Annotated in this window: 18 protein-coding genes, 1 tRNA gene and 1 riboswitch; of the genes, 13 read left to right on the forward strand and 6 right to left on the reverse strand. The window is 75.8% G+C overall.

The window, feature by feature from the left end:
• Positions 1-20 precede the first annotated feature (20 nt).
• Positions 21-824: a hypothetical protein gene (locus F1641_RS17070; protein WP_194907483.1), complete on the reverse strand. Its 804-nt coding sequence runs from the start codon at positions 822-824 to the stop codon at positions 21-23.
• Positions 825-925: 101 nt separating this feature from the next.
• Between F1641_RS17070 and F1641_RS17075 the strand changes: the two genes are divergently transcribed.
• Genes F1641_RS17075 through F1641_RS17090 form a run of 4 tightly spaced genes read left to right on the forward strand, consistent with a single transcriptional unit; the run spans position 926 to position 8301 of the window.
• Positions 926-3037 (forward strand): cytochrome c oxidase assembly protein, encoded by a 2112-nt coding sequence (locus F1641_RS17075; RefSeq protein WP_206691344.1) that lies wholly within the window; start codon positions 926-928, stop codon positions 3035-3037.
• Entirely contained in the window at positions 3034-5136 is a 2103-nt protein-coding gene (locus F1641_RS23475) for an alpha/beta fold hydrolase (RefSeq protein WP_194907487.1), read from the forward strand. The genes F1641_RS17075 and F1641_RS23475 overlap by 4 nt, the downstream gene beginning before the upstream one ends.
• Positions 5133-6221: a Gfo/Idh/MocA family protein gene (locus F1641_RS17085; RefSeq protein ID WP_206691345.1), complete on the forward strand. Its 1089-nt coding sequence runs from the start codon at positions 5133-5135 to the stop codon at positions 6219-6221. Before F1641_RS23475 ends, F1641_RS17085 begins: the two co-directional genes overlap by 4 nt.
• A 28-nt stretch (positions 6222-6249) precedes the next feature.
• Entirely contained in the window at positions 6250-8301 is a 2052-nt protein-coding gene (locus F1641_RS17090; protein WP_194907489.1) for an NHL domain-containing thioredoxin family protein, read from the forward strand.
• A 35-nt stretch (positions 8302-8336) separates the two neighbouring features.
• Here the strand turns inward: F1641_RS17090 and F1641_RS17095 are convergent, their stop codons facing one another.
• Positions 8337-8918 (reverse strand): helix-turn-helix domain-containing protein, encoded by a 582-nt coding sequence (locus F1641_RS17095; RefSeq protein WP_194907491.1) that lies wholly within the window; start codon positions 8916-8918, stop codon positions 8337-8339.
• 46 nt (positions 8919-8964) lie between these two features.
• On the opposite strand from F1641_RS17095, the gene F1641_RS17100 reads away from it, so the two are divergent.
• The 6 genes from F1641_RS17100 to F1641_RS17125 all read left to right on the forward strand — a co-directional run bounded on the left by F1641_RS17100 (position 8965) and on the right by F1641_RS17125 (position 12601).
• Positions 8965-9696: an AzlC family ABC transporter permease gene (locus F1641_RS17100; RefSeq protein ID WP_375541502.1), complete on the forward strand. Its 732-nt coding sequence runs from the start codon at positions 8965-8967 to the stop codon at positions 9694-9696.
• Complete coding sequence (locus F1641_RS17105; protein ID WP_194907496.1) at positions 9693-10025, forward strand: AzlD domain-containing protein; 333 nt, start codon at positions 9693-9695, stop codon at positions 10023-10025. Before F1641_RS17100 ends, F1641_RS17105 begins: the two co-directional genes overlap by 4 nt.
• Positions 10026-10105: 80 nt before the next feature.
• Entirely contained in the window at positions 10106-11200 is a 1095-nt protein-coding gene (locus F1641_RS17110) for a DNA polymerase domain-containing protein (RefSeq protein WP_194907498.1), read from the forward strand.
• Between the two features lie 78 nt (positions 11201-11278).
• Positions 11279-11509 carry a hypothetical protein gene (locus tag F1641_RS17115; RefSeq protein WP_194907500.1) on the forward strand — a complete coding sequence of 77 codons (231 nt, stop codon included), beginning with the start codon at positions 11279-11281 and terminating at the stop codon, positions 11507-11509.
• Positions 11510-11597: 88 nt separating this feature from the next.
• Positions 11598-11816: a DUF6458 family protein gene (locus F1641_RS17120; RefSeq protein WP_194907501.1), complete on the forward strand. Its 219-nt coding sequence runs from the start codon at positions 11598-11600 to the stop codon at positions 11814-11816.
• Between the two features lie 95 nt (positions 11817-11911).
• The gene (locus F1641_RS17125) at positions 11912-12601 is read left to right on the forward strand and encodes a hypothetical protein (protein ID WP_375541508.1); all 690 of its coding nucleotides are present in this window, start codon (positions 11912-11914) and stop codon (positions 12599-12601) included.
• Positions 12602-12676: 75 nt separating this feature from the next.
• Here F1641_RS17125 and F1641_RS17130 read toward each other — a convergent pair.
• Both F1641_RS17130 and F1641_RS17135 read right to left on the reverse strand, forming a co-directional pair.
• Positions 12677-12747, reverse strand: a tRNA-Gly gene (locus F1641_RS17130).
• Between the two features lie 53 nt (positions 12748-12800).
• Positions 12801-14210, reverse strand: a complete 1410-nt coding sequence (locus tag F1641_RS17135; protein ID WP_194907503.1) for a TonB-dependent receptor — start codon at positions 14208-14210, stop codon at positions 12801-12803.
• 226 nt (positions 14211-14436) lie between these two features.
• Here F1641_RS17135 and dcd point away from each other — a divergent pair, with 226 nt between their 5' ends.
• Complete coding sequence (dcd, locus tag F1641_RS17140; protein WP_194907504.1) at positions 14437-15054, forward strand: dCTP deaminase; 618 nt, start codon at positions 14437-14439, stop codon at positions 15052-15054.
• A 27-nt stretch (positions 15055-15081) separates the two neighbouring features.
• Positions 15082-16071 (forward strand): hypothetical protein, encoded by a 990-nt coding sequence (locus F1641_RS17145; RefSeq protein ID WP_194907505.1) that lies wholly within the window; start codon positions 15082-15084, stop codon positions 16069-16071.
• Between the two features lie 4 nt (positions 16072-16075).
• Here the strand turns inward: F1641_RS17145 and F1641_RS17150 are convergent, their stop codons facing one another.
• Together F1641_RS17150 and F1641_RS17155 are read right to left on the reverse strand one after the other, a co-directional pair.
• Positions 16076-16243 (reverse strand): hypothetical protein, encoded by a 168-nt coding sequence (locus tag F1641_RS17150; RefSeq protein ID WP_194907506.1) that lies wholly within the window; start codon positions 16241-16243, stop codon positions 16076-16078.
• A 13-nt stretch (positions 16244-16256) separates the two neighbouring features.
• Entirely contained in the window at positions 16257-16538 is a 282-nt protein-coding gene (locus F1641_RS17155) for a DUF4235 domain-containing protein (RefSeq protein ID WP_147926465.1), read from the reverse strand.
• A gap of 54 nt (positions 16539-16592) precedes the next feature.
• Positions 16593-16703: riboswitch (TPP riboswitch) on the forward strand.
• A gap of 242 nt (positions 16704-16945) precedes the next feature.
• Between F1641_RS17155 and F1641_RS17160 the strand changes: the two genes are divergently transcribed.
• Positions 16946-17569, forward strand: a complete 624-nt coding sequence (locus F1641_RS17160; protein WP_194907636.1) for an ECF transporter S component — start codon at positions 16946-16948, stop codon at positions 17567-17569.
• The last annotated feature ends 8 nt before the right edge of the window (positions 17570-17577 follow it).

Consider the following 17577-nt stretch of genomic DNA (forward strand, 5'->3'; position numbering starts at 1 on the left):
GGAGCGCCACGTCCGGTCGGTCAGGCGGCTGCGGCGACCGCCTCGTGCAGGGCCGTCGCCGTGAGGTCGAGCACGTCCTCGACGTCGGCAGGGACGGCGCCGAACGGCAGCCGCAGGTGGAGCCGGTCGCCGTCGGACAGGACGCCGAGCACCGTGATGCCGCGCTCGTCGACGGCGATGGGCAGCGCGTCGGCGAGGTCGCCGGTGCCGCGCCACGCCGGGCCGTCCAGCACCAGCGCCGAGCGCCCCGAGGAGCCGCAGCGGCGCAGCCCGGACAGCAGCTCCTCGCGGAGCTCGAGCCGGACGCGCTCGAGGGCGTCCGCCTCCCAGGGGGCCACGGCGTCGGGTCGCGCGGCGGTGAAGTCGGCGCCGTCGACCTCCTCGCACCGCGGGGCGCGGTGGCAGTGGGCGTGCAGCACGGTGCCGCGCAGCAGCCGCCGACCGCGCCAGCTGCGCAGCGCCCCGGCCAGGCTGTGGCAGGAGGCCAGCAGCTCGAGGGCGTCGGCGCGCTCGCTCGGCGGCACCTCCTCCAGCTCCACCCAGGCCTGGATGCTGGTCAGGGGCACGGTCGCGTCGGGCAGGGCGGCGCTCCGCTCGACCTCCAGCACGGTCGTGCCCGCGGGCGGGCCGGTCGGCGGCAGGTCGGGCAGCACCGCGTCGGGCGGGAGCAGCAGCACCAGGCGACCCAGGTCGTCGCAGCCGTGCAGCACCCCGGTGCTGCGCCAGCCCGCGACCGCGAGGGTGGCGACGCCGCTGCCCGCCGCGATGGTCCGGGCGCTGACGGCCGCGGGGAGCAGGGCCGGGGAGGTGGGGGAGGCGGTCATGGGCGCCAGTGTGGGGCCGTGGCGCTAGATCAGGCAAGGCTTGCCTTACTCCGGTTCTCGGAACGGGTGGGGCTGCCGTCGGCGAGACCTACCCTTCTCGGGTGGTGGTGCAGCAGCAGGCGTCGGGTCGTGCGCCGGGCGCAGGGCGGTCGGGTGCGGGACGTCCGCCGAGCGCGGGCCCCACCCGGTCGCCCGCCGGGCTCGCCCTGGTGCTGGGCGTGCCCGTGGCGCTCCTCGCCCTGGTCGTGAGCATGGTCGCCACCGGAGCGGCGGTCCCGGGCGTCCTGGGCGACGCGGGGGCGCTGGTGCGCTGGGGCCTGCCCGTCGTCCGCACCGCCGGTGACCTGGCCGTCTCCGTGGTGCTCGGCACGCTCCTGCTGATGGCCTTCGCGCTCGTCCCCGACACGGCCGCGTGGCGCACCGCCGCCCGCCTCGCCGCCGGAGCCGCCGTCGCGTGGGTCCTCGCCGCCGTCGTCCAGCCCGTCCTGTCGTTCGCCGACATCGCCGGCACCCCGCTCACCGCCCCCGACCTGGGCAGCCAGATCGTGTACTTCCTCACCGAGGTCACCCCGGGCCAGGTGCTGCTCAGCGCCGCGGTGCTCGCGGTGCTCGCCGGCACCGTCGTGTGCCTCGGCATCACCTCCGCCAGCGGGGCGGGCGCCGCAGCGCTGCTGGTGGCCGCGTCGCTGGTGCCCATCGCCCTCGGCAGCCACGGCAGCGCCGAGGGCGGCCACCACACCGCCGTGTCCGGGTGGTGGCTGCACGTGCTGGGCGTGGGCGCCTGGGCCGGCGGTCTGGTGGCCCTGGCCGTCGTGGGACCGCAGCTGGGAGACCGGCTCGCCGTCATCGCCCGCCGCTACTCCGCCCTCGCGCTCGGGTCCTTCGTGCTGGTGGTCGTCTCCGGGCTCGCCAACGGCTGGGTGCAGGTCGGCGCCACGGCGAGCGGCCTGGTGAGCCCGTACGGCGCGCTGCTCGGGGTCAAGACCGCGGCGACGGTCGCCCTCGGCGCCGCCGGCTGGGCCCACCGGCGCCACGCCCTGGCCGCCCTGGACGCCCGCGGCGCCGGCGGGCGCGGCGGCTCCGTCGGCTCCGGCACGGCCGGGCGCGCCACCGCGCAGCGACCGTTCTGGCGCCTCGTCACCGGCGAGGTGGTCCTCATGGCGGCGGTCATCGGCGTCGCCGTCGCCCTCGTGCGCACCGGCCCTCCGGCCTCGGCCGCCGGCGACGGCCCCCGCACCCTCGCGGCGCAGCTCACCAGCGACGTCGTGCCGCCGCTGCCCGCCACGCTGCCGCGGCTGCTCCTGCAGCCCGCCCCCGACCTGCTGTGGCTCGTGGCGGCCGGTGCGCTCGTGGTCGCCTACGCCGCCGGTCTGCAGCGACTGCGGGCCCGCGGTGACCGGTGGCCCGTCGGCCGCTCGATCGCCTGGTTCGCCGGGTGCGCGGTGCTCGCGTGGGTGACCTCGTTCGGGCCCCAGGCCTACATCGACCTGCTGTTCAGCGCCCACATGGTGGCGCACATGACGATCATGATGGTGGTGCCGCCGCTGCTCGTCGCGGGAGCGCCCATCACGCTCGCGCTGCGCACCCTGCCCAAGCGCCGCGACGGCAGCCGCGGCCCGCGGGAGTGGCTCACGGTCCTGGTCCACTCCCGCTGGGCGAGGTCCATCACCAACCCGGTCGTCGCCGCCGTCCTCTTCGCCGGCAGCGTCATCGTCTTCTACTTCTCGCCGCTGTTCGGGCTGGCGCTCTCCACGCACCTCGGCCACGAGCTGATGGAGGTGCACTTCCTGCTCACCGGGTACCTCTTCGCCTCCGCGGTGATCGGCGTCGACCCGAGCGAGTGGAAGACCCCGTACGCGCTCCGCCTGGTGCTGCTGCTGGCCACGATGGCCTTCCACGCCTTCTTCGGCGTCTCCCTGACCACCGGCAACGAGCTGCTCGCCGCCGACTGGTTCTCGCGCCTCGGCCTCGGCGTCGACGCCCTCGCCGACCAGCGCACCGGCGGCGGCATCGCCTGGGGCATCGGCGAGCTGCCCACCCTGCTGCTCGTCGTCGTGCTGGCGGTGCAGTGGTCGCGCAGCGACGAGAAGGAGCAGAAGCGCCGCGACCGCGCCGCCGACCGCGACGGCGACGCCGAGCTCGCCGCCTACAACGCGATGCTCGCCGCCCGCTCGGGCACCGGTGGGTCGGGTGCTGGTAGGCAGGAGCAGTGACCGGTCCCTTCCACGACCTGACGGCGTTCACGCGCCTGCCCCGCACGTCCGGCCTCGCCCTGTCGCCCGACGGCACCCGGCTCGTCACGGCGGTCTCCCTGCTCGACCAGCGCGGTGGCGGCTCGACGACGTCGCTGTGGGAGGTCGACCCGGCGGGCGAGCGGGCCGCCCGGCGGCTCACCCGCGGCGCGCGGGGCGAGTCCTCCGCGGTGTTCACCCCCGCCGGTGACCTGCTCTTCACCTCCTCCCGACCCGACCCGGCAGCCGTCGAGGGCGAGGGGGGCGACGACGCCCCCGCCGCCCTGTGGTGCCTGCCCGCCGGGGGCGGGGAGGCCCGCGTGGTCGCCACCCGGCCCGGCGGGGTCGACGGCGTCGTGGTCGCCCGCGAGGCCGGCACCGTGCTGCTCGGCAGCCCGACGCTGCCCTCCGCCACCGACGCCGTCGACGACGCGCGCCTGCGGGCCCTGCGCAAGGACACCCGCACCACCGGCGTGCTGCACGAGGCGAGCCCGGTGCGCGACTGGGACCACGACCTCGGCCCCGACCGCCCGCGCCTGCTGGTGAGCACGGGTGGTGGTCTCGAGGACGTGCTTGCGGGCACCGGGGGCGCCGCCGGCTCCGGCGCCGACCGGGTGGTCCTGCGCGACCTCACCGGGCACGTCGGCGGCGCCCTGCCCGACGACCCGTCGTGGACCCTCACCGCCGACGGCTCCACCGCCGTCACCCAGTGGAACGTCGCCGAGCCCCGCGCCGACCACCGGGTGGCCCTCGTGGCCGTCGACGTGGCCACCGGCGAGCGGCGCACGCTCCTCGACGACCCCGACTTCGACCACACCTCGCCGGTCGCGGCGCCCACGGGCACCCGGGTGGCGTGCGTGCGGTGGAGGCGCGCGACGCCATCGCAGTCGATGGACGTCGACGTGGTCGTCGTCGACCCCACCACCGGGGAGAGCACCGTGCTCGCCGCCGGGTGGGACCGCTGGCCGGCGTCGCTGGCGTGGGCCCCCGACGGCGCCTCGCTGCTCCTCACCGCCGACGACGGCGGGCGCTGCCCCGTCTTCCGCCTGGGTGCCGACGGCGCTGGTGCCGACGCGGTCAAGCGGCTCACGCCCGACGACGGCGCGTACTCCGACGTCGTCCCCTCGCCCGACGGCGCCTGGGTCTACGCCCTGCGCTCGACCGTGGGCTCCCCGCCGGCCCCGGTGCGCATCCCCGCCGCCGGCGGCGCGCCCGAGCCGCTGCGGGCGCCCGCGCACGCCCTGGGCGCGTGGGAGCAGGCCGGCCCCGAGCTGCCGGGCACCCTCACCGAGGTCACCGCCACCGCGGAGGACGGCAGCCCGCTGCGCGCCTGGCTCGCCCTGCCCGGGGGCGCCGGCCCGGACAGCCCCGCCCCGCTGCTGCTGTGGATCTACGGCGGCCCGCTGAGCAGCTGGAACGCCTGGAGCTGGCGCTGGAACCCGTGGCTGGCCGCGGCCCGCGGGTACGCCGTCCTCCTGCCCGACCCGGCCCTGTCCACGGGGTACGGCCTCGACTTCGTCCGGCGCGGGCTGGGGCGATGGGGCGCCGAGCCCTACACCGACCTCATGACCATCACCGACGCCGCGGTCGCCCGCGAGGACGTCGACGCCGAGCGCACCGCCGCGATGGGCGGCTCCTTCGGCGGGTACATGGCCAACTGGGTGGCCGGGCACACCGACAGGTTCCGCGCCGTCGTCACGCACGCCTCGCTGTGGGCGCTCGACCAGTTCTCGGGCACCACCGACTTCCCCGCCGAGTGGGCGCGGGAGATGAGCGCCGAGATGGTGCGCGACAACTCCCCGCACGACCACGCCGACGCGATCACCACGCCCGTCCTCGTCATCCACGGGGACGACGACGACCGCGTGCCCGTCGGCGAGGCGCTGCGCCTCTGGTACGACCTGCTGAGCAGGTCGACCGCACCCGACGGGCGGTCGCCGCACCGCTTCCTGCTCTTCCCCGACGAGGGGCACTGGGTGCTGGGGGCTGGCAACGCCCGGCTCTGGTACGCCACCGTCTTCGCCTTCCTGGACCAGCACGTGCTGGGCCGGCCCTGGACCGCACCCGAGGAGCTGGGTTGACCGAGCAGATGAGCACGCCGACGACCGACCAGCCGACCGACCGGACGGGCACCGCGACCGTCCGCTGGGGCGTGCTCGCCACCGGCAGCATCGCCGCCACCGTGAGCGGTGACATCGCGCTCGTGCCGGGCGCGGAGCTCGCCGCCGTCGCCTCCCGCGACGCCGGGCGGGCGGCCGCGTTCGCGCACGAGCACGGCTTCGCCCGGTCCTACGGCTCGTACCGCGAGCTGATCGAGGCCGGTGCCGACCGGTCGGGCGAGACGGGGCTCGACGCCGTCTACATCGCCACCCCGCACGCGCAGCACGTCGTGCTGGCCCGGGCGTGCGTCGAGGCGGGGCTGCCGGTGCTCGTGGAGAAGCCCGTCGGCTGCACCGCCGCGGCCACCCGCGGCCTGGCGGAGCTGGCGCGCGAGCGCGGCGTCTTCGTCATGGAGGCCCTCTGGGCGCGCTTCCAGCCCAACCACGTCCGGCTCCGCGAGGTCCTCGCCAGCGGCGTCATCGGCGAGGTGCGGTCGGTGGCCGGAGACCTCGGCTTCGCGCTCCCCCACGACCCCGCCCACCGCCTGTGGGACCCCGAGCAGGGCGGGGGCACCCTGCTCGACACCGGCGTCTACCCGGTGTCGTTCGCGCAGGGCGTCTTCGGCGGCTCCCCGCAGGCCGTGCACACCGTCGGCGTGCTCTCCGAGAACGGGGTCGACGCCGAGGCGTCGCTGCTGCTCGACTGGGGCGGAGGCCGCACCGCGCGCCTGGGCTCCACGCTGCTGGCGCACGCCGGTGGTGCCGGCACCATCACCGGCACGAAGGGCCGCATCGAGGTGGCCGGGCCGCTGCACAAGCCGTCCCGCCTGCAGGTGTGGGCCGAGGGCGTCGGCCGCGACGACGAGCCCAGCGAGGTCGTCGAGCTGCCCGTGACGGGCCGGGGCTACGTCCACATGGTCGAGCACGTCCACGAGTGCCTGGCCGCCGGGCTGGTGGAGAGCCCCGTCATGCCGATGACCGACTCGGTCGCCGTCGCCGAGGTGCTCGACACCGCCCTCGACGCCCTCGGCGCCGTCCACCGCGACGACGACACCGCCCTCGTCTGACCTCGAACACCCCCGCTGGAGCCCTCGCATGACCTCATCCGTCCGTGACCACGGACAGCCGGCCTCCTCGGCCACCCCGCCGAAGCGCACCCGGGTCCGCGCCCCCGAGCTCGTGGGCCGCCGCTGGGTGGGCACGGGCGGGGCCGACCTCTCCCTGGCCGACCTGCGCGGGCGCATCGTGCTGCTCGACTTCTGGACCAGCTGCTGCGTCAACTGCCAGCACGTGCTCGACGAGCTCCGCGAGCTGGAGCACGAGTTCGCCGACGTCCTCGTCGTCGTCGGGGTGCACTCCCCGAAGTTCGCCCACGAGGGCACCGTCGAGGCCGTCGACGCCGCCGTCCTGCGCTGGGACGTGCGCCACCCCGTCCTCGACGACCCGCAGCTCACCACCTGGCAGGCTTACGCGGCGCGCGCCTGGCCGACGCTCACGGTGATCGACCCGGAGGGCTACGTCGTCGCCTCGATGAGCGGTGAGGGCCACGCGCACGGGCTCGGGGTGCTGCTGCGCGAGCTCGTCGCCGAGCACGAGGCGAAGGGCACGCTGCGCCGCGGCGACGCCCCCTACGTCCCGCCGCCCGCCCCCGACTCCGCCTTCGCGCTGCCCACGGCGCTGCTGCGCCTCCCGGCCGGCGCCGACGGTCAGCCGGGCGGCTACCTCCTCTCCGACACGGCCCACCACCAGCTCGTGGTCCTGGACGACGACCTCGAGACCGAGCGCGCCCGCATCGGCACCGGCGAGCGCGGCCTCGTGGACGGCGGCCCCGACCAGTCGCGGCTGTCCGAGCCGGTGGGCCTCGCGCTGCTGCCGCCCGACGTCGCCGCGCGGGTGGGGTGGGACGTCGCCGTCGCCGACTCCACCAACCACGCCGTCCGCGGGCTGCGCCTGGCCGACCTGTCGCTCGTGACGCTGGCGGGCACCGGCCGGCAGCTGCGCCGCCGCGAGGGCGGGGGACCGGCGCTCGAGCAGGACCTGTCCACCCCGCTCGACACCGCCTGGTTCGACGACCAGCTCGTCATCGCCATGGCCGGCGTGCACCAGCTGTGGGCGCTCGACCCGGCCCCGGCGGGCCCGGCCGGCGCCGTCGACGCCACGGGCGGGGTGGTGCGCGTGCTCGCCGGCACCACCGCCGAGGGGCTGCGCGACGGCGCCGCCGAGCAGGCGTGGTTCGCCCAGACCGGCGCGCTGGAGACCTCCGCCGACGGCCGGCGGTTGTGGGTGCTGGACTCCGAGACGTCGGCGCTGCGCTGGCTGGAGCGCTCCGGTGACGCTGCTGGTGGGGAGGTCGACCGCGCGGTGAAGGACGTCGACGACGACCGCATGGCCAACGTCCTGCCGGTCGCGGGGGCCGGGTACGAGGTCGGCTCCGTCGTCGGCACCGGGCTCTTCGAGTTCGGCCTGCGCGACGGCGACGCCGGCCAGGCGCTCCTGCAGCACCCCCTCGGCGTCGCGCTGCTGCCCGACGGCTCCGTGGTGGTGGCCGACACCTACAACGGCGCGCTGCGCCGCTACGACCCCCTCGAGCACGAGGTGACCACCCTCGCCAGCGACCTCGCCGAGCCCACCGCGGTGGCCGTCGAGCTGGACGACGACGGACGCGCGGCCACCTTCGCCGTCGTGGAGTCCGCGGCGTCGCGGCTCACCCGGCTGCAGGTGCCCGCCGCGGCCTCGAAGCTCGCCGGCGAGGCCCAGCGCGTGAAGCGCCCGCCGACACCCCTGGCGCCCGGCCCCGTGGCCCTGCGCGTGGCGTTCACCCCGCCGACCGGGCAGAAGCTCGACCACCGCTGGGGCGACCCGACGCGCCTGGTCGTCTCCTCCTCGCCGGAGGGCCTGCTGAGCGGGGGAGCCGGAGACGCCGAGGGGCTCACCCGCGACCTCGTCATCGACCCCTCCGCCCTCGCGCCGGGCGCGACGGGCGTGCTGCACGTCTCGGTGCAGGCCGCCGCGTGCGACGGGGACCCGGTCACCGGGGAGGTGCCCGAGTTCGCCGCGTGCCACCTCTACCAGCAGGACTGGGGCATCCCGGTCGTGCTCGACGAGGCCGGTCCCTCCGCGCTGGCCCTGGACCTGCGCGGCGCCTGACCCGCCCGGGGGCGTCACCGCCGGAGCGGTGGTGGTCAGCGGTACTGGCTGACCATCACCGCGGTGGTGCCCGGCTCCAGCGGGTGGAAGGTGTGGGGCAGGTCCGCGGGGTAGGCGACGTAGTCGCCCGGGCCCAGCTCCACCGGGTCGTCGGCGATGCCCGCGAGCGCCCGGCCGGTGGCGATGACGAGGTGCTCGACCGTGCCGGTGGCGTGGGGCTCGGAGTCGCGAGGTGCACCGGGCTCCGCAGCGATGCGGTAGAGGTCGAAGCTGACGCCCGGCGTGCTCGCGGCGAGCAGGGTCGCGCGGAACGCGGCGCTCTCGGCGGCGAGCGTCGGCCCCTCCCCGGCGCGCAGCACGCGCACTGCGGGGGCGGGCGGGTCGACCAGGGCGGAGAACGGCACCCCGAGCGCCGTGGCCAGCGACCACAGCGTCTCCACGCTCGGGTTGGCCGAGCCCGACTCCAGCTGCGACAGCGTCGACTTGGCGACGCCGGCCCGGGTGGCGAGGTCGCCCATCGTCAGGCCGGAGCGCTGGCGGTGCTGGCGCAGCGCCGCCGCGATGGCAGCGATCGGCGCTCCACCCTGCACCGACGCCTTGTTCGGTTCGTCGGTCATGCGGTTCGCCTTGACGAACGTCGTCCCATGCCCCCATCCTCGCAGAGTGCGTTCGTTGAACCGAACACCCGGGCTCGCCAACCGGATCCGGAGCGTCGACAGGGAGCTCCTGCGCGACGTCCTCCTGGTCTGCGCCGCCGACGGCGTGGTGGGCCTGTCCTTCGGCGCCGTGGCCGTCGCCTCCGGTGCCCCGCTGTGGCTGCCCGTGCTGCTGTCCGTCGTCGTCTTCGCCGGGGCCAGCCAGTTCGTCTTCGTCGCCCTCGTCACCGGGGGCAGCTCGCCCCTGGTCGCTGCCCTGACCGGCACCGTGCTCAACGCCCGCATGGTGCCGCTGGGGATGGGCGTCGCCGACGTCGTCCCGCGCAGCGGCTGGCGCAGGCTGCTGGCGGCTCACCTGCTCACGGACGAGTCCGCGGCGTTCACCCTGCCCCGCCGCGACCCGGGGGAGCGGCGCTCGGCGTTCTGGCTGACGGGGGTCCTGCTGTTCGTGCTGTGGAACCTCGGCGTCATGGTCGGAGCCGGCCTCGGTGGCACGGTGCTGGCCTCGGTCGACCCCGCCGACCTCGGGCTCGACGCCGCGTTCCCCGCGGTGCTGCTCGCGCTGCTGGTCCCCGCGCTGCGGACGCGCGCCGACCGCCGCACCGCGGTCGCCGGGGCCGCCGTCGCCGTGGCTGCGGTCCCGGTGCTCCCGGTCGGGCTCCCCGCGGTCGCTGCCGTGCTCGGGGTGCTCGCCGGGCGCTCGGGAGCGCGCACCGGCCGACGGGGGGAGGGCTCGTGACCTGGGGGGCGGAGCACTGGGTGGGGCTGGGCGTCCTCGCCGTCGCCACCTTCGCGCTGCGACTGCTGGGTCCCTGGCTCGCTGCGCGGGTCGGGGGAGGGGCGCGCGCCGAGAGCACCGACGCGCTGCTGGCGGGCCTCGCCGTCGCCGTCCTCGCCGGGCTCGTGGTGACGCAGGCGCTCTTCGACGGCCGCGAGGCCGCGGGGTGGGCCCGTCCTCTCGGCGTCGTCGTCGCCGGGGTCCTGGTGTGGCGGCGCGCGCCGTTCCTCGCGGTGGTCCTCGCCGCGGCGGCCACCACGGCGCTGCTGCGCCTGCTCGGCCTCCCCTGACCCCGCTCCCGGCGGGGCAGGACGGGTGGACGCCGGCCCGGCGGGCTGCCGTCGCGCCGCGGAGGGGCCACAGTGCTCGTGTGGCACCGAAGGCACCGGCGGAGGAGCTCGACGTCGACGGCGTCGCCGTCCGCTTCACCAGTCCCGACAAGGTCGTCTTCCCGGCGCTCGGCGCCGAGGGCGGCACCAAGCGGCACCTCGTGGAGTACTACCGCTCCGTCGCCCAGCGCGGTGACGACGGCGAGCTCGGCCCGCTGGTGCGCGCCCTGCTCGACAGGCCCACCTACGTGCAGCGCTTCCCCGACGGAGTGGACGGCGAGGAGGTCTACCAGAAGCGGGTGCCGCCCCACGCACCGCCGTACGTGCGCACCACGCGGGTCACCTTCCCCTCCGGCCGCCACGCCGACGCCATGCGCGTCGACGCCGCCGCACCCCTCGTCTGGGCGGCGCAGATGTCCACCGTGACGTTCCACCCGTGGCCCACCCGCGCCTCCGACGAGGATCCGGACGCCGTCGAGCACCCCGACGAGCTCCGCATCGACCTCGACCCGCAGCCCGGCACCGGCTTCGCCGAGGCCCGCGCGGTGGCGCTCGACGTCGTGCAGCCCCTCCTCGACGAGCTCGGGTACGCGGGGTTCCCCAAGACCTCCGGCGGCCGCGGCGTGCACGTCTACGTGCGCATCGAGCCGCGCTGGGAGATCAGGCAGGTCAGGACGGCGGCCATCGCCCTCGCCCGCGAGGTGGAGCGGCGCGCCGACGGCCGCGTCACCACCGCGTGGTGGAAGGAGCAGCGGACCAGCGCGATCTTCGTCGACTACAACCAGAACGCCCGCGACCACACCATCGCCTCGGCGTACTCGGTGCGCCGCACGCCCCGCGCGACCGTCTCCGCCCCCGTGACCTGGGCGGAGCTGGCCGACGTCGAGCCCGACGACCTCACGATGGCGACCGTCCCCGTGCTCCTGGCGCGCCGCGGTGACCCGATGCGCGCCCTGGACGACGTCGCCCACGACCTCGCCCCGCTGCTGGAGATGGCCGAGCGCGACGCCGCCGCCGGCGAGGGCGAGATGCCGTTCCCGCCGAACCACCCCAAGCAGGACGGCGAGCCCAAGCGCGTGCAGCCCAGCCGCGACCGCGCCCGCCCCGGCGGCCCGGAGGACCCCGCCCGCGGCTGACCGGGGCCGGCGGCGGCTGACCGGGTGAGGCGCCACGGCTGGGCTGGCAGCCCCTGCCCGGGCCGCGAGGATCGTCGCGTGGGACTGCGATCCGGTGTCGTGCTGCTCGCCGTGGGGGTCGCCCTCCTGGCAGCGTCCGACCGCGCCGCCGTCGTGCTCAGCACCCCCGCCGCCGACCTCGCCGCGGTGGGCCGCGTCTGCCTCGCCGCCGGCGCCCTGGCGTTCCCGGTGCACGCCGTGGTGCGCCGCCTGCGCACCCGCCGGCCCCGTGCCTCCGCCGCGCTGGTCGATGTCGCTCCGCCGCTCTGAGGCCCCCGCCCGGGGTGGCGGGGTCCGTCCGGGTGACCCCCCACGACCTCGGCTGGTGCCCGGCCCGAGCGCTCCCACCATCGTCGACATGGGACTCGGAACCGGCATCTTCCTGCTCGTCGTCGGCGCGGTGCTGGCCTTCGCGGTGAGGGACGGCCTCGACGCCGTCGACCTCACCGCCGTCGGCTGGATCTGCATGGGCGCCGGCGTGCTCGCCATCGTGCTGACGATGGCGCTGGGGCGGCGGTCCGCCGTCGCCCGGACCACGTACGTCGAGCGCCAGGACCAGCTGCCGCCGACCGTCTGACCTCCGGCCGCGGGCGGGCGGCTCGCAGGCCGCGGCCGTAGCGTGGTCGTGACGGTCGATGACCGCTCGGCCCCGATGACCTGGGAGTGATCACGATGGGTTTCCTCGACCGCCTGCTGGGCCGCGAGGAGCGCCGTCCGGCGCAGACCGGGTACGCGACCGGGCAGCAGGGGGGCTACCGGACCGACTACCCGTCCTCCGGCCAGCCCGTCAGCCAGACCCAGCGCTCCGGGGGCGCGCAGCAGCCGAAGACCGACGACGAGCGCGCCGTCGAGCGCTACCGCTACCTGCTCAGGACCGCACCGCCGGAGCAGGTCGAGCAGGCGCACGCGGAGGCGTTCGAGAAGCTGACGCCCCAGCAGCGCCAGCAGGTGCTCAGCGAGCTCAGCGGCCAGGTGCCCGCGGCGGAGCGCGCCCAGACCGACAGCCCGCGTGACCTCGCCCGCATGGCCACGCGCGCGGAGATGAGGCAGCCCGGGACCCTGGAGCGCAGCTTCTCCGGCGCGGGGGCCGGGGGCGGCCGCGGCATGGGCATGGGCGCCGTCATCGGCGGCAGCCTGCTGGCCGGTGTGGCCGGCGCCTTCGTGGGCACGGCCATCGCCGACGCGATGTTCGACGGCTTCGACGGCGACGAGTACGCCCAGGGCTTCGAGGACGGCGCGGAGTCCGACGTCGGCGACCAGGGCGCGGACGCGGGCTACGACGACGGCGGGGGCTACGACGGCGGCGGGTTCGACGGCGGGGGAGACCTCGGCGGCGGTGACTTCGGGGGCTTCGACGTCTGAGACGCGCCCGAGCCGGGGCTGACCCTGACGCGCAGAAGGCCCCCGCTCCGAGGAGCGGGGGCCTTCTGCGTGCTGAGCGGATGACGGGAATCGAACCCGCGCTATCAGCTTGGGAAGCTGAAGTTCTACCATTGAACTACATCCGCAGGGCGCCTCGTCGAGACGACCGCCCCCAGGGTAGCAAGCGGCGCGGCAGCCGTCAGACGGCGTCCCGCCGGTACCCGAAGAACGAGCGCTTGCAGATCAGCTCGGCCACCTCCGGCGGCACCATGTCCTGCCAGGTCTCGTCGTGCGCGGCGATCCGCTTGAGGACGTCGCGCGACAGGATCGACAGGTAGTCGGGGTTGAAGTCGGCCAGGTGCACGAAGCTGCCGCGGCCCGAGAGGTAGTCGAACAGCGGCTGCAGCTGGTCACCGACTTGCACGTCCTCGACCGTCACCACGGCGCCGGTCTCCAGGTCGCGCTTGGGGTAGACGAACAGCCTGAGGTCGTTCTTGAGCAGGCGCCCCCAGCTCTCCAGGAGGCCGCCCTGCAGGTGGGCGTGGGTGGCCTCGTCGAAGAGGACCTCCAGGCTGGGCAGGCCCATGACCATGCCGATGCGCTCCGAGGTGCGCGCCTGCAGGTAGGCGGCCAGGCGGTGGTAGTCGGCGAAGTTGGAGATGAGCACCGCGTTGCCGGTGGCGGCGAGCAGGTCGGCGCGGGCGAGGAAGTCGCGGCGGTCGACCTTGGAGCCGCCGGCCAGGAGGTTGCTCATGGTCAGCTCGGTGAGGGCCAGGACCTGCTTCCCGGCGACGGCCGGGTCCTTGGCGAACTCGCGCCTGGCGCACTCCAGCATGTCGACGTTGACGTGGGTCGGGGGCTTGAAGGAGCCGCGCTCGACCAGCACCGGGCGCTTGCGCAGCGCCTCGGAGGGCTGGAGCACCTCGCGGTCGGCGCCGAACATCGCCACGCCGGAGAGCCCCAGGTTGACCAGCTGCAGGGCCATGAGGCGGTTGTCGACGCTGCGGAACTCGATGCCCGAGAACTTGATCATGTCGACCTCGATGCGCCCCGTGTTGAGGCGGTCGAGCAGGCTCGCCACCACCTCGTCAGGCTCGGAGCGCTCGAAGAAGGCGGCGTGGAGGAGGTTCACGCCGACGATGCCCAGCGCCTCCTGCTGCTGCGCGGCGTCGTCGTCGAGCATCCGGACGTGGATGACGATCTCGTTGGGCTCGTCCTCGGGGTGGGCCTGGAAGCGCACGCCCATCCAGCCGTGGCACTCGTTGCCGCCGCGGTAGCTGCGGGCCACCACGGTGTCGGCGAAGGCGAAGAAGCAGGTGTCGTCGCCGCGGGCCTCGGACAGGCGCTCCACGTTGAGCGTGTACTCGTGGTCGAGCATCGCCTGGAGGCGGCCGAGGGAGACGTAGCGGTCGGAGCGGCCGTAGACGGCGTCGGAGACGGCCATGTCGTAGGCGGACATCGACTTGGCGATGGTGCCGGCGGCACCGCCCGCGCGGAAGAACCACCGCGCGACCTCCTGGCCGGCGCCGATCTCGGCGATGGTGCCGTACCAGCGCGGGTCGAGGTTGATCTTCAGCGCCTTCTGGAGCGTGTCCTCGCCGACGTCCATGCCGCCCATTCCGTCCCGTCCGTCCTCCGAGCCCGGGAGGGGCGCGGTCTGTCGCAGCGAGCCGTCCCCGTCGACGAAGCACCTTCCGCCGCCGATGATGGCCCGTGCTCGGCGATCCGACCACCTCCCCCGCGAGATCCGGGGGTGACGGCCTGGCTGCCCGCGGGTGACATCGGCAGGTCAGGGGCTGACCTGGAGCCCGGTCGGAGCCCACTACCTTTGCTCCGTGCTGCTCTCCGACCGCGACCTCCACGCCGAGGTCGACGCCGGTCGGGTCGTGCTCGAGCCCTGGGACGCCGCGATGGTGCAGCCCTCCAGCATCGACGTGCGCCTCGACCGCTACTTCCGGCTCTTCGACAACCACAAGTACGCGGTCATCGACCCCTCCCAGGAGCAGCCCGAGCTGACCCGGCTGGTGGAGGTCGACGACGACGAGCCCTTCGTGCTGCACCCCGGGGAGTTCGTGCTGGCCTCCACGTACGAGGCCGTCACCGTCCCCCACGACCTCGCCTGCCGCGTCGAGGGCAAGAGCTCGTACGGCCGCCTGGGCCTGGTCACCCACTCGACCGCGGGCTTCGTCGACCCGGGGTTCTCGGGCCACATCACCCTCGAGCTCAGCAACGTCGCCACGCTCCCCATCAAGCTGTGGCCGGGCATGAAGATCGGCCAGCTGTGCTTCTTCCGGCTCACCAGCCCGGCGGAGCACCCCTACGGCAGCAGCCGGTACGGCTCCCGCTACCAGGGGCAGCGCGGCCCGACGGCGTCCCGGTCCTACCTGAACTTCCACCGCACCCCGGTGTCCAGCCCCGCCTCCAGCCCCGTCTCGACGCCCGACGGCGCCTGAGCGGGCCTGACGGGCAGGACGACGCCGGTGGCCTCCCTGGTGCTGGGCCGCGAGGCGGGGCGGGCCCTCGCCGGCTCGCACCTGCTCCTGCTGCCCGACGAGCTGCCGGAGACCGTCGTCCTCGGCCTGGTGCGGGCCCGGCACCCCGAGGTCGCCTCCACCGGTGACGGCGGCTGGCGCACGGGCCGCTGGACGGTGCTGCGCGGGCCGCTGCTGCTCGACACGGCCGCGGCCGCGGGCGCCGGCGTCCCCGACCCGTGGCGCTGCGCGTGGGTCCTGCAGTGCCCCGTCGAGCGCGGCGACCCGCCCCTGCCCGGCACCACCGACCGCGAGGGGCTGCACCGGGCCTTCCCCGACGGCCTGCCCGTGATGGCCGAGCGCCGCACTGTGGACCTCGGGCTCGCCCTCGCCCGGCGCCTCGAGGGCGCCGTGCGCGTCGTCGGCGGCACCCTCCTGCGTCCGGACCCGGTCTCGTGGGTCGACCGCACCGTGTACAGCCCGCACTGGGCCACCCCGCAGGACCTCCTCGACGTCGCGGGCCTGGCCGCCCCCGGCGCCGAGCTCGCCACCGACGCCGAGGCGTGGACCGGGCTGCGCGCCGAGGCCGTGGAGGCGCTCGAGGCGACGGACGCCCGCGACGCCCCCGCACCCGACCTGCGCGAGGCCCTCCACCGGGCCGCCGACGCCCGTGACGCCGCGGCCCTCGCCGGCGAGGACGTGCTCGACGCCTACGCCGTCGTCGTCGACCTGCCCTCGGGCGGGGTGGTGCAGCTGGAGGTGGCGGGGGTCCCCGAGCCGCCGGCGGTGCTGCGGGGCGTGCCGTGGGCCGAGGAGGCCGTCACGTACACCGCCGCGTGGTGGCCCGAGGACCCGGCCAGCGCCGAGCACGAGGTGCCCGCACCCGACGTCCGCGCCGCGCGCGACGAGGCGGCCGCCGTCGTGGTGGCGCTCACGGACGCCGTGGCGGCGGCGGTGGGGGGCGTCGTCGTCGACGCCGACGGCTTCCCCGTCGACTGACCCGTCAGAGCACGACGTCCCCGAGCCAGCGCAGCACCGGCCTGAGGACGAGGGCGACCACCGGCGCGGTGACGCCGAGCAGCCCCACCACCAGCAGGACGGCGACGACGCGCGCCAGGGGCGACGGGCGCCCGGCGCCGGGCTCGCGCAGCGACCTCAGCAGGCCGTCCACCGGGACGGTCGCCTCAGGCGCTGACGTCCTGCATCTTCTTGGGCAGGTGCCCGGCGCTCTTCTCGTAGAACTTGGCGGCCTGGCGGGTGGCCAGCATGCGGACCACGCCCACGAGGGCTCCCGAGACCACGGCCCACCCGACGGCCTCCGCGAGGGCCACGTGGGGGCTCAGCGGGTTGGCCGGGGGCTGCTTGCCGGTGGCGAGCACCCACAGCTTCTTGATGACGGAGCGCGCCGCCGACTGCGCGGCCAGACCGCTGCCCGTGCCCAGCACGGTCCACACGAGGTTTCCCACGCGACCAGCCTCCCAAGCGCGGCGGGGGCCGTCCAGTCCAGGCGGTAGTGTCGACCCGATCGACAGGGGAGCGCTGCCCGCGGGCAGCGCTGAGAGTGCGGGAGACCGCAGACCCTCGAACCTGATCCGGCTCGCACCGGCGTAGGGAGTCGAGCTTTCTGCTGCACCGGCCGTCCGTCCGCGGGCGTCCGGGCGGCACCCCTCCTCGCGAACCTGCTGGGAGGCACCTGATGAGCACCACCTCGAAGTCCTCGGCGAGCACCACCGCCGAGCCCCCCGCCCGCCGCGCGGGCGTCATCGCCACGGCCGTCGCGGCGCTCGCCGTCGTCGTCGTCGCCATCCTGCTCTGGAGGGGCGTCGCGGCCGACCCGGACAACGGCTCCGTCGCCGGCCCCCTCGTCGGCGTCATGACCCTCGTGCTCGGCGCCCTGGCCCTCGTGGGCTGGCGCACCGCGCCGCGCCGGTCCTGGCGGGTCGTCGACATCGTCGTCGCGGCGGTCCTCGGCGTCGCCCTCGGTCTCGTCTTCACCGTCTGGAACCTCGGCTGGAGCCCGCTGTCCAACGCCCTGGAGTTCTTCCCGCCGGTCAAGGGCCTGTTCGTCGGGGTCTGGCTGCTGGGCGGCGTGGTCGGCGGCCTCGTCGTCCGCAAGCCCGGTGCCGCTGTCTTCGTCGAGGTCGTGGCCGCCGTCGTCTCCGCTCTGATCGGCAACCAGTGGGGGTTCGCGACCGTCTGGTACGGCCTGCTGCAGGGCCTCGGTGCCGAGGTCGTCCTCGCCGTCCTCCTCTACCGCCAGTGGGGCGCGGTCGCCGCGGTGGGGGCCGGGATCGGCGCGGGCGTGGTGGTCGGCGTCCTGGACACCACGCTCTACTACCCCGAGTTCTCCGCGGGGCTGAAGCTCGTCTACGGCGCGAGCGCCGTCGTCTCGGGCATCGTCATCGCCGGCCTGGGCGGGTGGGCGCTCACCCGGGCCCTGGCGCGCACCGGCGCGCTGGCGCCCCTGGCGTCCGGGCGCAACGCCCAGCGCGTCTGAGCACCCCC

This window comes from Quadrisphaera sp. INWT6 (assembly GCF_015390235.1).
In the GTDB taxonomy this organism is placed as follows: Bacteria; Actinomycetota; Actinomycetes; order Actinomycetales; family Quadrisphaeraceae; genus Quadrisphaera.